A 13,126-nucleotide genomic window follows, 5' to 3' on the forward strand; every position below is an offset into this window, starting at 1 on the left:
ATCGTGCACACCGATCAGGGGTGCCAATACACCGCCGATCTGTTTGTTGCTCATCTGGCCGAACACGGCGCCATCCAAAGCATGAGCCGCAAAGGCAATTGCTGGGACAACGCCGTGGTCGAGCGGGTCTTCCGGACCCTGAAACACGAATGCCTCGGTGAGGAACGCCTGCCGCGGGAAATGACTCGCGTGGCGGTCATCGACTATCTGGCCGGCTACTACAACCACGAGCGTCTACACTCGACCCTCAACTACCTTCCGCCAGCAGAATTCGAAGCACTGGCGGCTCAATGCTCCTAGCTCGTGGTCCAGGAAAGTCCAGCCACTACAGGCGCGCTCCTACCAGGCGATCAGTGGACGGGCTGGGTCTGCAGCACCGGGGCGTCGCCGACCACGTCGGTCCCTTGCGGCGGGACGAAGGTGAACGTGCCCTCCGGCAACGCGGTATTACGCGTCAGGTTCGCGAAGGTGATGTTCGTGAGGTTGCCGAGCTGGTCCTGGAAACGCATGGCGGCGAGCGCGCCCTTCGCGTCGAACCCGAGGTCGGCGTAGGTGAACTGCGGATCCGCGCTCGTCGAGGTCAGGCGCAGCCACTGGTAACCGTCGTGCTGGCCCTGCTCCGTCACATGGAAGTCGCGGTCGAGCTGCGAGATGTCGGTGAGCACGGTCAGCGGGCTCTGCGCCTCTTCGCTGCTCTGCTTGCGCACGGTGACCTGCTCCAGGTCGGGGTCGTAGAGCCACACGCGGCTGCCGTCGGCGACGATGGTCTGCTTGTACGGCGCCGTGGTCTCCCAGCGGAACTGCCGCGGCGCCTCGAGCGCCAGCGTGCCCTTGCTGATCTTGCCGGCTTCGCCGTTCGGGCCCGACAGGGTCTGCGTGAAGCTGCCCGCGAGCGAATGCATCCCCTTGGCGAAGGCGTCCAGGCGGTCGCGCGCCGGGCCGGCGGCGAAGGTCGGCAGGCTGAGCAGGGACAGCGTCGCGGCGAGCAGGAGGCGTTTCATGGGCGTGGATTCCGTGGGATTCGGCGCGATTGTCAGCGATCGGTTTCGAACAGCGACTTAAGCATGTCGATGGCCTCGGCGGGCGTGATCTCGCCGGCCTCCATCTTCTCGCTGATGTCGGCGATGGCCTTGCCGTCGCGATGCCAGTAAGGCGCGTCACGCGTGGCCGTGTGCACCGGGCGGGCCTCCTGCCCCAGCACCGCGATCTCCGCGATCTCGGGCTGTTCGGCGAAGATGACTTCCAGCGCGTCGTCCACCCCGGCGGTATGGCCGCTCGGGTAGTCGCGGGTGACGAAGCATGCGCGGCCGTCGTCGGCGCGCAGCTCCAGCCCGGGAATCGACGGGTTCAGTTCGAAGATGCTCTCGACCTCGTCGAGCACCTCGGCCGTGGGCGCGAGGTCGCCGGTGACGAGCAGGCTCCAGGGGCGCTGGCGGAGCGCGCCCGGCTTCATCGGGTTCATGCGGGATCAGTCCTTCGGAGGCGGCGGCGCCAGCACTTCGCGGTTGCCGTTGTGCTGCGGCGCGCTGACGATGCCGTCCTGCTCCATCTGCTCGACGAGGCGGGCGGCGCGGTTGTAGCCGATGCGCAGGTGGCGCTGCACGCCGGAGATCGAGGCGCGGCGCGTCTCGGTCACCACGCGCACGGCGCGGTCGTAGAGCGCGTTGTCACCGTCGCCCTCGCCCTCGGCGTCCTGCGGCAGGCCCGAGTCGTTGATGATCTTGCCGTCGGCGGTGGACTGGACCTCTTCCAGCACGCCTTCGATGTAGTTCGGCGCACCCTGCGCGCGCAGCCATTCCACGACATTGTGCACCTCGTGATCGTCCACGAACGCGCCATGGACGCGCTCCGGCGTGGCGGTGCCCGGCGGCAGGTAGAGCATGTCGCCGTGGCCCAGCAGGGCCTCGGCGCCGGACTGGTCGAGGATGGTGCGCGAGTCGATCTTCGACGACACCTGGAACGCGATGCGCGTCGGGATGTTCGCCTTGATCAGGCCGGTGATGACGTCGACCGACGGGCGCTGCGTGGCGAGGATCAGGTGCACGCCCGCGGCGCGCGCCTTCTGCGCCAGGCGTGCGATGAGTTCTTCGACCTTCTTGCCGACGATCATCATCATGTCGGCGAATTCGTCGATGATGATGACGATGTGCGGCAGCGGCTCGAGCGGTTCGGCCGTCATGCCCGGCATGTCCGGGTTGGCGCGGAACAGCGGATCGAGCAACGGCTGGCCGCTGCTCTCGGCGTCCTTCACCTTCTTGTTGAAGCCGCCGAGGTTACGCACGCCCACCGCCGCCATGAGCTTGTAGCGGCGCTCCATCTCGGCCACGCACCAGCGCAGCGCGTTGGCGGCTTCCTTCATGTCCGTGACGACCGGCGCCAGCAGGTGCGGGATGCCTTCGTACACCGAAAGCTCCAGCATCTTCGGATCGATCATGATCATCCGGACGTCTTTGGCGCTCGACTTGTACAGCAGGCTGAGCACCATGGCGTTCACCGCCACGGACTTACCGGAGCCGGTGGTGCCGGCCACGAGCAGGTGGGGCATCTTGGCCAGGTCGGTGACCACGGCCTTGCCGCCGATGTCCTTGCCCAGCGCGAGCGCCAGTGGCGACTTCACCTGGTCGTAGCGCTCGGAACGCAGGATCTCGGAGAGGTAGACGATCTGCTTCTTGGTGTTCGGGATTTCCAGGCCGATGACGTTCTTGCCCGGAATGACGTCGACGACGCGCACGCTGACGACGGAAAGGCCGCGCGCGATGTCCTTGTCGAGGCTGGACACCTGGCTGCCGCGCACGCCGGCGGCGGGTTCCAGCTCGAAACGGGTGATGACCGGGCCGGGATAGACCCCGACGACGCGGGCCTCGACGCGGAAATCCTTGAGCTTCAGCTCCACCTGGCGCGAGAGCACCTCGAGGGTTTCCTCGGAGTAGCCCGGGCCCTGCGGCGGCGCTTCATCGAGCAGCGACAGCGGCGGCAGTTCGCCGTCCATCGACGCGCCGGTGAACAGCGGGATCTGGTTCTCGCGCGTGGCGCGGTCGCTCTTGACCACCACCGGCGCAGGCGTTTCGATGCGGACCGGTTCGCGCTTGGCCTGCTTGACGGCCTCGGCCTTCTTCACGACCTCGCGCTCGGCACGCGCGGTGCGCGCGGCCATGACGTCCGGCGCGCTGCGCAGCTTGCCGCCGAACCAGCCGCCGATGCGCATGACGAGCTCGCCCGTGGCGTCCATCAGCCGGAACCAGGAGAGGCCGGTGGCCAGCGTGACGGCGATCAGGCACACGGCGAGCAGCAGCAGCGGCGCGCCCTTGTCACCGAACGCGCCGTGCAGGCCGCGCCCCACCCACTTGCCGACGATGCCGCCCGGACCTTCCGGCAGGACGGCGGTGTCGACGTTGAGGTACATCAGCGCGGGCGCGGTGATGAAGAAGAACACGAAACCGATGAGCCGCAGCGACGGCTCCCACGGCTGGACGTTGCGCTCCCCGCGATGGCGGAGCACCTGGATGCCCAGCGCGAGGAGCAGCAACGGGAAGCCGTAACTCACCAGGCCGAAGATGTACCGGAGCAGGTTGGCGATGTTCGCGCCGACCGAGCCACCGAAATTGGTGGCGTGTTCGGCGACGCCCATGTGCCCCCAGCTCGGGTCCTGGTCGTTGTAGCTGAGCAGGCAGACGAGGAGGTAAAGGGCCAACGGCAGGAGGAGCAGCGCCCCGGCCTCGCGGAGGCGGCGCTTGAGCTCTTCGCTCAAGCCCTCCCGCTGGGCCTTGACCTGCGCCTTCGCCTGCTTCTTTACGACTTTCGCGCTTCGCGCCACTAACGAACGACCTCGGTCCCGGTTGCCGGCATCATGCCATGCCCTGGAGGGCCGGGTGCACGATCTTGCCGTTCTCGATGTTGATGCCCGCGGCGAGCGGGGCGTAGTCGCGCCACTCGTTGCCGGCGGCCAGGCGCTGCACGTACGGCAGGATGGCGGCCGAGATCGCGGTGGACGACGTCTGCGGCACGGCGCCCGGCATGTTGGTCACGCAGAAATGCGTCACGCCGTGGACCTCGTAGGTCGGCTCCTTCCAGGTGGTCGGACGCGACGTCTCGAAGCAGCCGCCCTGATCGATCGAGATGTCGACGAGTACCGAGCCCTTCTCCATCGTCTTGACCATCGCTTCGGTGACCACGCGCGGGGCCTTGGCGCTGGGGATCAGCACGGCACCGACGACGATGTCGGCGTTGCGGACTTCCTCGGCGACCGACGACTCGTAGGCGTACAGCGCGGTGACGTTCGGGCCGAGGGCCATCATCTCGGCCATGCGATCCGGACGCTTGTCGAACACGACCACGTTGGCACCGGCCGACGCGGCGAGCGCGGCGGCGTTGCCACCGGCGGCGCCGGCGCCGAGCACGACCACCTTGCCACGCGGCGTGGACGCCATGCCGCCCAGCAGCTTGCCCTTGCCGCCGTTGGGCTGGTGCAGGAGCGTGGTGCCGATCTGGGTGGCGATGCGGCCGGCGATGACGGACATCGGCAGCAGCAGCGGCAGCGCGCCGTTCTCGTCGACGGACTCGAAGGCGACGCCGGTCAGACCGATGTCCAGCAGGCTCTTCGTGAGCGCCGGCTCGGCGGCCAGGTGCAGGTAGCAGAACAGCAGGTGGTGCTTCTTCAGCAGCTTCAGGTCGCCTTCGATCGGCTCCTTCACCTTGACGATCAGCTCGCCCTTCTCGTAGACGGCGGCGGCATCGGGCACGACGGTGACGCCCAGGGCGGCGTAGTCGGCATCCGCGTAGCCGCTCTTGGTGCCGGCACCGGACTGGATGAAGACCTCGTGGCCACGGCGGACCAGATCGGCCGCTGCGGCCGGGATGAGGGCCACGCGGCCTTCGAGGGTCTTGGTTTCGGAGGGAATACCGATGCGCATCTTATGGAGGATCCTGAATGAGCCGATAAAAGTCGGGAGTAAGCCGCTCCGTGGGGACGAAGCGGGCACCATCGTGAGCCGAGCGTCTTGAATCGCACCCCCGTCTTCCCCATTCTTCCGGGTCGACCATGTCCTCGCGGACCTCGATACGGCCTTAGCATCCTGCCGCAAGAGGCGAGCGGTACGACTTAAAACACGCCGCAGTAAACCCAAGGATTATACATGAGCACCCCCAAGCACAGCCGTCTCCTGATCCTCGGATCCGGTCCCGCCGGCTACACGGCCGCGGTGTACGCCGCGCGCGCCAACCTGAAGCCGACCATGGTGACCGGCCTGGCGCAGGGCGGCCAGCTGATGACCACCACCGAGGTGGACAACTGGCCGGGCGACGAGAAGGGGGTGCAGGGCCCGGAACTGATGCGCCGCATGGCCGAGCACGCCGAGCGCTTCGAGACCGAGATGGTGTTCGACCACATCCATAGCGTCGACCTGCAGACCCGTCCGTTCCGCCTCAAGGGCGACGCCGGCGAGTACACCGCCGACGCCCTGATCGTGACCACCGGCGCCACGGCCAAGTACCTGGGCATCGCCTCCGAGGAGAAGTTCAAGGGCCGCGGCGTGTCCGCCTGCGCCACGTGCGACGGCTTCTTCTTCCGCGACCAGGACGTCGTGGTCGTCGGCGGCGGCAACACGGCCGTCGAAGAGGCGCTCTACCTCTCGAACATCGCCCGCAAGGTCTATCTCGTCCACCGCCGCGACAAGCTGCGCGCCGAGAAGATCCAGCAGGACAAGATCTTCGAGAAGGCCGCGGCCGGCAAGATCGAACTGCTCTGGAACCACAAGGTGGACGAGGTGCTGGGCGACGATTCCGGCGTCAACGGCGTGCGCGTCGAGGACGTCAACACCGGCGCGAAGCGCGATCTCGACGTCCAGGGCTTCTTCGTCGCCATCGGCCACACCCCGGCCACGGGCATCTTCGAAGGCCAGCTCGAGATGACCGACGGCTACATCCAGATCAAGTCGGGCCTGAACGGCATGGCCACCGCCACGTCGGTGCCGGGCGTGTTCGCCGCGGGCGACGTCGCGGACCACGTGTATCGCCAGGCGATCACGTCCGCCGGCTTCGGCTGCATGGCGGCGCTGGACGCCGAGCGCTGGCTCGACCAGCAGAACATGCTGGCCTGAGGGAACCGCCCCGCGACCCGCGCGGGGCGTTCCGCGACATGGACGGCATCCGCTTCCTCGACGGTCTCGGCGGCATCGCGTCCGCCGACTGGGATGCGCTCGTCCCGGACGGCAATCCCTTCGTCTCGCACGCGTTCCTGAGCGGCCTGGAGTCCCGGGGCTGCCTGCGCGAGGACTACGGCTGGAAGCCCTACCACCTGGCCCTGTTCGAACAGGGCCGCCTGGTCGCCGCCGCTCCCACGTACCTGAAGGGCAACTCGCACGGCGAGTTCGTCTTCGACTGGAGCTGGGCCTCCGCCTGGGAGCGGGCCGGCGGCGATTACTATCCGAAGCTGCTCGTCGCCTCGCCCTACTCGCCCGTGCCCGGCCCGCGCCTGCTGGTGCCGGAAGGAACGGCCGCCGAGGTGATCCGCAATCGCCTCACCGCCGCGCTGGTCGACGAGGCCGACCGCCTGGGGCTGTCGTCGATCCATGCCAACTTCCTGGCCGACGCCGACCTCGACGCCTTCGACGACCGCTGGCTCGCGCGCTCCGACTACCAGTTCCACTGGCACAACCGGGGCTATGCCGACTTCGACGCCTTCCTCGCCGCGCTCACCGCGAAGAAGCGCAAGAACATCCGGCAGGAGCGCGCACGCGCGCACGCGTCGGGCCTCACGATCGAGATGCGCGGTGGCGACGAGCTGTCCGACACCGAGTGGCGGCAGATCCACGCCTTGTATGAGCTTACGTTCGACATGAAAGGCAACCACGCGGCCCTGACCGCGCGGTTCTTCCAATACCTCGGCCGTACCCTCGGCTCGAATGTGCAGGTGGCGCTGGCGCGCGATTCGCACGACATCGTCGCCATGGCGCTGTTCCTCCGTGGCGGCGGTGCGCTGTACGGACGTTACTGGGGTGCCAGCGTGGAGGTATCGGGCCTGCATTTCGAACTGTGCTACTACCGTGGCATCGACTACGCGATTCGCGAAGGGCTCGCCCGGTTCGAACCCGGCGCGCAGGGCGAGCACAAGCTCGCGCGCGGCTTCCTGCCCACGCCGACGCACTCGCGGCATTACATCGCCCACGAAGGCTTCCGCCGCGCGGTGGCGGACGCGCTCGAGCACGAGGCCCGCCATCGCGAGGCGTATCGCGAGGAGCTCATGACCCACTCGCCTTACGCCGATCGATGATCCGCCTGCCGCAACTGCACCGGACGCGCGTCAGCCTGTTTCCGGATCCGGAGACGGCCCTGCAGGACCCGAACGGCCTGCTCGCCTGGGGCGGCGACCTCTCGCCGGAGCGGCTGCTCGCGGCCTACGGCCAGGGTGTGTTCCCTTGGTTCAACGCCGACGAACCGATCCTGTGGTGGTCGCCCGATCCGCGCTGCGTGTTTCGCACCGACGGCGTGCACCTCAGTCGCAGCCTGCGCAAGCAGCTGCGCCAGTCGAACTGGCAGGTCACGGCCGATACGTCCTTCAGCCGCGTGATGCACGCGTGCGCCGCGCCGCGCGACGGCCAGCCCGGCACCTGGATCGGCGACGACATGATCGCGGCGTACGAGGAACTGCACCGCCGTGGGCACGCGCACAGCGTCGAGGTGTGGGATCGCGGGTCGCTCGTGGGCGGCATCTACGGCGTGGCCGTCGGCAGGCTGTTCTGTGGCGAGTCGATGTTCAGCGCGCGCAGCGGTGGCTCGAAGGTCGCGCTCGCGGCGCTGTGCAACCTGCTGCATGGCTGGGGCTTTCCGCTGCTCGATGCCCAGGTGACGAACAGCCACCTGCTCAGCATGGGCGCCGTGGAAGTGCCGCGTGCCGAGTTCGTCGTGCAGGCCCGCCGCCTTGCCGCGATGCCGGGTGTGACGGGGTCGTGGGTGAAGTATCCGCTCGCGCTGCCCTGACCACGTAGGAGCGCGCCCTGCGCGCGACATGTTTTAAGGCCAAGCGATTCAGCGTGCCCTGTGACCGCTCATTTCCGCGCCGGCATTTCGGGGCAACAGCGCGCACACCGGTGCCGCGATCAGCGACACGAACGTCACCACCAGGAACGCCGCGCTGAAGTCGGGCAGCTGCGCGCTGGCGTGCCCGTTCCACACCACGGACACATGCAGCGCGGCGGACGCCACGCAGATACCCAGCGACAGCATCAGCTGCTGGAACGTGGTGTAGAAACTGGTCGCGCTGGAGAAGCGCTCGCTCGGCACGTCCGCATAGGCCACGGTGTTGTACGCGCTGAACTGCAGCGACTGGAAGAATCCCGAAAGCAGCAGCACGGCGTAGATCGTCCACAGCGGCCAGTCGGGGCGGAACGCCGCGCACAGCGCCACGCACACCATCGACAGCACGCCGTTCCACATCAGCGTGGCGCGGAATCCCCAGCGACGCAGCACCGGCGCGGCGGTCGCCTTCATCAGCATCGCGCCCAGCGCGGACACGAACGTGACGACACCGCTGTGCGCCGCCGAGAGGCCGAATCCGAGCTGCATCATCAGCGGCAGCAGGAACGGCACCGCGCCGGCGGTGATGCGCGTGAGCGAGCCGGCCACCACCGAAAGACGGAACGTGGTGAAGCGCATCAGCGACAGGTCGAGGATCGGGTTCGGCACGCGGCGCGAATGCCACACGTACAAGGCACCCACCAGCAACCCGCCCACGATCAGCACGGCCGAGAGGTTCGACGACGCCGTGCCGTGACTGACCATTTCGAGACCGAAGACCAGGCACGACAACGCGACGCCGGACAGCACGAAACCGAGCCGGTCGAACCGCACCTTGTCCGGCAGTCGCACGTCGGGAATGTATCTCGTGGCGAGCCACATCCCCGCGAGGCCGATGGGCACGTTGATGTAGAAGATCCAGCGCCACGACACCCAAGTGACGATGAAACCGCCCAGCGGCGGTCCGACCACCGGGCCGATCAGCGCGGGCACCAGCAGCCACGACATCGCCGAGACCAGCTCGGATTTCGGCACGGAACGCAGGAGCACGAGGCGCCCGACGGGCACCATCATCGCGCCGCCGATGCCTTGCAGCAGGCGCGAGGCCACGAGCAGCGGCAAGTTGCCCGAGACGCCGCAGAGGATGGAGCCGAGGGTGAACAGCGCGATGGCGGCGCGGAACACGTTGCGCGAGCCGTAGCGATCGGCGATGGCACCGCTGGCCGGAATGAACACGGCCAGGCTTAGCATGTACGACGTGAGCGCCACGCTCATGTGCAGGGGAGACACGTCGAACGACTGCGCCATCGACGGCAGCGCCGTCGCCAGGATGGTGCCGTCCAGTTGCTCCATGAACATCGCGCTCGCGATGATCAGGGCGACGGTGCGGAAGCCTGGTGCGGAAGTCATCGGGGACGCGCGGCTGAGAGGCGCATAGTTTGCGCCTGCAAGCGTCAAAGGTCGAGGCTTCGCCCGCTGCGGAAGTGGCGGGGCTTGCCGCTGAGCGGGTCGACGAAGCGCAACTCGCGCGCGAGCAGGCGCAGCGGATCGCCGTAATCGCCCGTGTCGTCGCGCAGCTCGGGATAGGTGCGGTCGCCGACGATCGGCGCGCCCAGACTGGCCATGTGCACGCGAAGCTGGTGCTTGCGACCGGTCTCGGGCTCCAGGCGGTAACGCCAGTGACGCTCGCCGCGCTCGATGACGTCGACACGCGTTCGCGCGTTCGGCTCGCCGGACACCTCGCGCATGCGGAAGAATGGCTCGGCGCGTTCCAGGCGCGATGCGTGGAAAAAGGGAAAGTCACGCCCCGGCATCGGTGGCGCGATCGCTTCGTAGATTTTCGCGATGGCGCGTTCCCGGAACAGGCGGGTGTACGCGTCGCGGCTCGCGGGACGCGCGGAAAAGACCACGAGGCCTGCGGTGCCGCGGTCCAGCCGATGAAGCGCGGCGAGGTCCGGGTTGTCCAGGCGGCGCATGAGCCTGACCGAGAGCGTCTCCTCGACATGACGACCGGCGGGCATCACGGGAAGGAAGTGCGGCTTGTCGGCGACGACGAGGTCGTCGTCCATGAAGACGATCGATTCGTCGAACGGGATGCGTGGTTCGTCGGGAACCTCGCGCCGGTAGGCCACGACCGCGCCCGGGCGATAGGGTGACGTTCGCGACACCGGCTGCCCGTCGGCCGTGACGGTGCCGCGCTCCATCCGGTCGATCCACGTCGCGCGATCGATCGTGGCGAAGCGCTCGCAAAGGAAATCGAGGACGGACGCCCAGCCGCCGGGAGGCAGGACGATGCGGCTCGTGGGGTGATGGGTCATGTCGGTATCTTACGGCCGTCCGGTCCGGCGGCAGGCGACACGCCTCGCCAATCGTTTCGCCCCACCTTGCGGCATATACTGCCCGCATCGTCCCCATCCCAACGCGGAGCCACACGTGATCGGCCGGTTCTTCAGGAAGTGGTTCGGAGGTGCGCGGGCACGGTCCGCCGACGCATCGGCGCGCCTGTCGCTGCCCGATGCCGCGCCATTCGTGCCCAAACCGTCCGACGCACCGCCTGGCGCCCTCACGGGCGACGAGATCGAAGATCGCTTCTATCGCCTCGTGTTCGGCATCGGTCCCGCGCGCGACCCGGGCCTGACGCCCGCCGAACAGAACGTGCTGCGCCGCGTGCGCGACGCCTTCGGCAGCGAGCGCTTCGACGTCGCCACCCTGCCCCGGCTCCCCGCCGTCGTGCCGCAGCTGATGCGCTCGCTGCGCAACGACGATGCCGACAATCGCGCGCTGGCCGAACAGATCTCGCGCGACACCGTCCTCGTCGGCGAAGTGCTCCGGGTGGCGAACAGCGCGTACTTCCGCACGGCCCGCCCCGTCTCGGGCCTGCCCCAGGCCATCGCGATCATGGGCCACGACGGCCTGCGCCGCGTGGTGATGCAGATGGTGATGCGACCGATCCTGCGCACGGACGACGGCCCGCTGGGGCGCGACGCCGGCGAGCGGCTGTGGGAACACGCGGAGCGCTGCGCGCGGGCCTGTGCGTTTCTGAGCCGTGGCGTGTGCGACCCCTTCGAGGCGTTCCTTGCCGGCATCGCGAGCCAGGCGGGCGCGCAATCGATCATCCGCGAGGTGGCCAACGTGCCCGGTGCGGCCGGTCTGGCGTACAGCCGTCCGTTCATGGCGGCGATAGGGCAACAGATCGAACGCCTGTCGCTGCACGCGGCGCGGCACTGGAGCTTTCCCTCGCGTGTGGTGCAGGCGCTGGCGGAACGCGCGGATCCGGCCGACGCGGGCGCGCGAACCCCGCTGGGGCGGTCCCTGCTCGCCGCCAGCCGCGTGGCGATGCTGGACGTGCTGACCGAACGCGGCGCGGCGGATCCCGACGCGGTACTGCTGGCGCACGCCGCGCTCGGCTTCGGCCAGGAGCGGCTCGTGGCCTGCCGGGACGAGCTGCGCACGGCCGTGGCGGTCGCGGAGGCCTGAGCAGGCGCTCCGGCGACCACCTGTCGCGAGGCTAGCGCTTCACGCCCGTGCCGAGGACGTCGGTCCAGAGACGCTCGGCCAGATCGGCCGAGGCGGCATCGATCAGCGTCGGCACCGCGACATCCAGCCGGGGCGAGGCCGTGTCCAGCTTCCGCGATTCGTGCAGCCGATACGATTTCGCGGCGATCAGCCCGCGCGCCACGATGCGGCAGTCGATCGCCATGTCGATGTCCAGCGACGGCGGCTCGGCGTCGGCCTTCGCGCCGACCAGGACCTCGAGCCCACGGCAGTTGATGATGAGGTCGGTGAAATACTTCGGCTGCAGCGCCGTGCGCAGGCGCGCCTCGACGACGCTGGCGATGTCCGGCGTGACCTGCACCTTTTCCTTCGACTCGAGGCCCGCCACGGTCAGCACCCGAGCGCCCGGGTTGTCCACGGTCAGCCACGGCGACGATGGGCTTGCCGACACAGCGCGGCTCATGTCGCTTTCGATCATCGCGCGGCCGCCACAGCCGGCCAGCGCCAGCGCCGCGGAGGCGACGACTACATGCTTCAACACCTGTCTTTCCCCGATTTCCCCTGACTCGACCTCCCAATGTACCGGGCATGTGCATATGCGGCAAGAAAGTCAGGAATGTGAAGGGGCGGATGCGCGGCCGAGAGCACGCCACCGGCAACCCCGCTATCATCTGGCGCCTGTACGTCTGGAATCCCGCCACCCCATGTTCGACGCGCGACCGCACCCACCTGTCGGCACGGATGCCCTGGCGCGCATGAGCTGGCACACGTTCGAGCACCTGCTCGCCGAGTACTACCGCGAGCAGGGCTGGCGCGTCGAATACGACTCCCGTCCGAAATCCCTCAAGGCGCTGGGCGCGAGCCTCGACCTGCGCATGCGTCGCGGCAACGAGGTCACCATCCTCCAGTGCCGCCAGTGGGACGCCACCGAAGTGCAGGTGCAGGACGTCAACGAACTCCTTGCGACGATGCTCAACGAAGGCGCATCGGGCGGCATCCTCGTCACGCGCGGCACCTTCAGCGGCGACGCGCGCACGGTGCAGCTTCGCCAGCCACGCCTCCAGCTGATCGACGGCGACGTGCTGCGCGTGATGCTGAAGCTCGACGGTCCGGCGACCGGCGTGACGTCGCACGTCGCCGCCAGCGAGAGGCCTGCACGCAAAGAGAAGCCCGCACGTGCCCCGGCGCCCCGTCACGACCGGCCGTGGCTGGTTCCCTCGATCGTGGCCGCGGTGGTGGTCTGCCTGCTCGGCCTGTTCGTGTGGCGCGCGATGACGCGGGTCACGGCGCCGCCACCGCCCGTCGCCGCGACGCCGGCCGCTCCTCCGGCCGCCCCCGCCCCGGCCGCCACCACACCGCCCGTCGCCGCGACGCGCCCCCGGAACGACCTGCCCTCGCCGACGCTCTCGCGCGAGCTCGCCGAACGCGCGCGGCTGCAGGAATCGCGCTCCGAAGCTTCCCGCCACGGCACGCAACGCCAGGCCGAGGACGCGATGAAGGTGATGGAGCGGAACACGCGGGAACTCGGCTCGGCGGAATGACCCGCCAAGCGGCGCGACGTTCTTTCACGCCAGGCGAATCCACCCGGGCCTAGGCTGAAGGGCGACCTCGTCGCCTGGAT

At 68.6% G+C, this 13,126-nt stretch carries 13 protein-coding genes; 6 read left to right on the forward strand and 7 right to left on the reverse strand.

Annotated features, from left to right (window positions below; all coding sequences use genetic code 11):
* The coding region (locus tag BMY69_RS04445) for an integrase core domain-containing protein (RefSeq protein ID WP_143070383.1) at nt 1-300 on the forward strand (300 nt) is incomplete at its 5' end.
* Nucleotides 301-350: 50 nt separating this feature from the next.
* Here BMY69_RS04445 and lolA read toward each other — a convergent pair.
* From lolA to BMY69_RS04465, 4 genes are all read right to left on the reverse strand, one after another.
* On the reverse strand, nt 351-1,001 hold the full coding sequence (gene lolA / locus BMY69_RS04450; RefSeq protein ID WP_090175634.1) for an outer membrane lipoprotein periplasmic chaperone LolA: 651 nt from the start codon (nt 999-1,001) through the stop codon (nt 351-353).
* 32 nt (nt 1,002-1,033) lie between these two features.
* The gene (locus tag BMY69_RS04455; RefSeq protein ID WP_090053061.1) at nt 1,034-1,462 is read right to left on the reverse strand and encodes a hypothetical protein; all 429 of its coding nucleotides are present in this window, start codon (nt 1,460-1,462) and stop codon (nt 1,034-1,036) included.
* A 6-nt stretch (nt 1,463-1,468) separates the two neighbouring features.
* Nucleotides 1,469-3,748 carry a DNA translocase FtsK gene (locus tag BMY69_RS04460; RefSeq protein ID WP_255364459.1) on the reverse strand — a complete coding sequence of 760 codons (2,280 nt, stop codon included), beginning with the start codon at nt 3,746-3,748 and terminating at the stop codon, nt 1,469-1,471.
* 97 nt (nt 3,749-3,845) lie between these two features.
* Complete coding sequence (locus BMY69_RS04465) at nt 3,846-4,910, reverse strand: alanine dehydrogenase (protein WP_090053058.1); 1,065 nt, start codon at nt 4,908-4,910, stop codon at nt 3,846-3,848.
* Between the two features lie 222 nt (nt 4,911-5,132).
* On the opposite strand from BMY69_RS04465, the gene trxB reads away from it, so the two are divergent.
* From trxB to aat, 3 genes are read left to right on the forward strand one after another with little or no spacing between them, the layout of a single operon-like run.
* Nucleotides 5,133-6,095: a thioredoxin-disulfide reductase gene (gene trxB / locus BMY69_RS04470; protein WP_090053057.1), complete on the forward strand. Its 963-nt coding sequence runs from the start codon at nt 5,133-5,135 to the stop codon at nt 6,093-6,095.
* A 38-nt stretch (nt 6,096-6,133) separates the two neighbouring features.
* Entirely contained in the window at nt 6,134-7,267 is a 1,134-nt protein-coding gene (locus BMY69_RS04475) for a GNAT family N-acetyltransferase (RefSeq protein WP_090175637.1), read from the forward strand.
* The gene (gene aat / locus BMY69_RS04480; RefSeq protein ID WP_090175638.1) at nt 7,264-7,974 is read left to right on the forward strand and encodes a leucyl/phenylalanyl-tRNA--protein transferase; all 711 of its coding nucleotides are present in this window, start codon (nt 7,264-7,266) and stop codon (nt 7,972-7,974) included. The genes BMY69_RS04475 and aat overlap by 4 nt, the downstream gene beginning before the upstream one ends.
* A 48-nt stretch (nt 7,975-8,022) precedes the next feature.
* On the opposite strand, the gene BMY69_RS04485 is transcribed toward aat, so the two are convergent.
* Entirely contained in the window at nt 8,023-9,420 is a 1,398-nt protein-coding gene (locus BMY69_RS04485; protein ID WP_090175640.1) for a DHA2 family efflux MFS transporter permease subunit, read from the reverse strand.
* A gap of 44 nt (nt 9,421-9,464) precedes the next feature.
* Nucleotides 9,465-10,328, reverse strand: a complete 864-nt coding sequence (locus tag BMY69_RS04490) for a pseudouridine synthase (protein WP_090175641.1) — start codon at nt 10,326-10,328, stop codon at nt 9,465-9,467.
* A gap of 115 nt (nt 10,329-10,443) precedes the next feature.
* On the opposite strand from BMY69_RS04490, the gene BMY69_RS04495 reads away from it, so the two are divergent.
* Nucleotides 10,444-11,487 carry an HDOD domain-containing protein gene (locus tag BMY69_RS04495; protein ID WP_177191074.1) on the forward strand — a complete coding sequence of 348 codons (1,044 nt, stop codon included), beginning with the start codon at nt 10,444-10,446 and terminating at the stop codon, nt 11,485-11,487.
* Nucleotides 11,488-11,518: 31 nt separating this feature from the next.
* Here the strand turns inward: BMY69_RS04495 and BMY69_RS19530 are convergent, their stop codons facing one another.
* Nucleotides 11,519-12,046, reverse strand: coding sequence for a hypothetical protein (locus BMY69_RS19530; RefSeq protein WP_177191075.1), 528 nt, complete (start codon nt 12,044-12,046; stop codon nt 11,519-11,521).
* Nucleotides 12,047-12,260: 214 nt separating this feature from the next.
* Here BMY69_RS19530 and BMY69_RS19535 point away from each other — a divergent pair, with 214 nt between their 5' ends.
* Nucleotides 12,261-13,046, forward strand: a complete 786-nt coding sequence (locus BMY69_RS19535; RefSeq protein WP_177191076.1) for a restriction endonuclease — start codon at nt 12,261-12,263, stop codon at nt 13,044-13,046.
* The last annotated feature ends 80 nt before the right edge of the window (nt 13,047-13,126 follow it).

The sequence above is a fragment of the Luteibacter sp. UNC138MFCol5.1 genome (genome assembly GCF_900110505.1).
GTDB lineage: Bacteria > Pseudomonadota > Gammaproteobacteria > Xanthomonadales > Rhodanobacteraceae > Luteibacter.

What these genes read in the sequence shown, in the direction of transcription:
- lolA (WP_090175634.1), bottom strand. Translation starts at nt 1,001, where the DNA reads ATGAAACGCCTCCTGCTCGCCGCGACGCTGTCCCTGCTCAGCCTGCCG.
- BMY69_RS04455 (WP_090053061.1), bottom strand. Translation starts at nt 1,462, where the DNA reads ATGAACCCGATGAAGCCGGGCGCGCTCCGCCAGCGCCCCTGGAGCCTG.
- BMY69_RS04465 (WP_090053058.1), bottom strand. Translation starts at nt 4,910, where the DNA reads ATGCGCATCGGTATTCCCTCCGAAACCAAGACCCTCGAAGGCCGCGTG.
- trxB (WP_090053057.1), top strand. Translation starts at nt 5,133, where the DNA reads ATGAGCACCCCCAAGCACAGCCGTCTCCTGATCCTCGGATCCGGTCCC.
- BMY69_RS04475 (WP_090175637.1), top strand. Translation starts at nt 6,134, where the DNA reads ATGGACGGCATCCGCTTCCTCGACGGTCTCGGCGGCATCGCGTCCGCC.
- aat (WP_090175638.1), top strand. Translation starts at nt 7,264, where the DNA reads ATGATCCGCCTGCCGCAACTGCACCGGACGCGCGTCAGCCTGTTTCCG.
- BMY69_RS04485 (WP_090175640.1), bottom strand. Translation starts at nt 9,420, where the DNA reads ATGACTTCCGCACCAGGCTTCCGCACCGTCGCCCTGATCATCGCGAGC.
- BMY69_RS04490 (WP_090175641.1), bottom strand. Translation starts at nt 10,328, where the DNA reads ATGACCCATCACCCCACGAGCCGCATCGTCCTGCCTCCCGGCGGCTGG.
- BMY69_RS19535 (WP_177191076.1), top strand. Translation starts at nt 12,261, where the DNA reads ATGAGCTGGCACACGTTCGAGCACCTGCTCGCCGAGTACTACCGCGAG.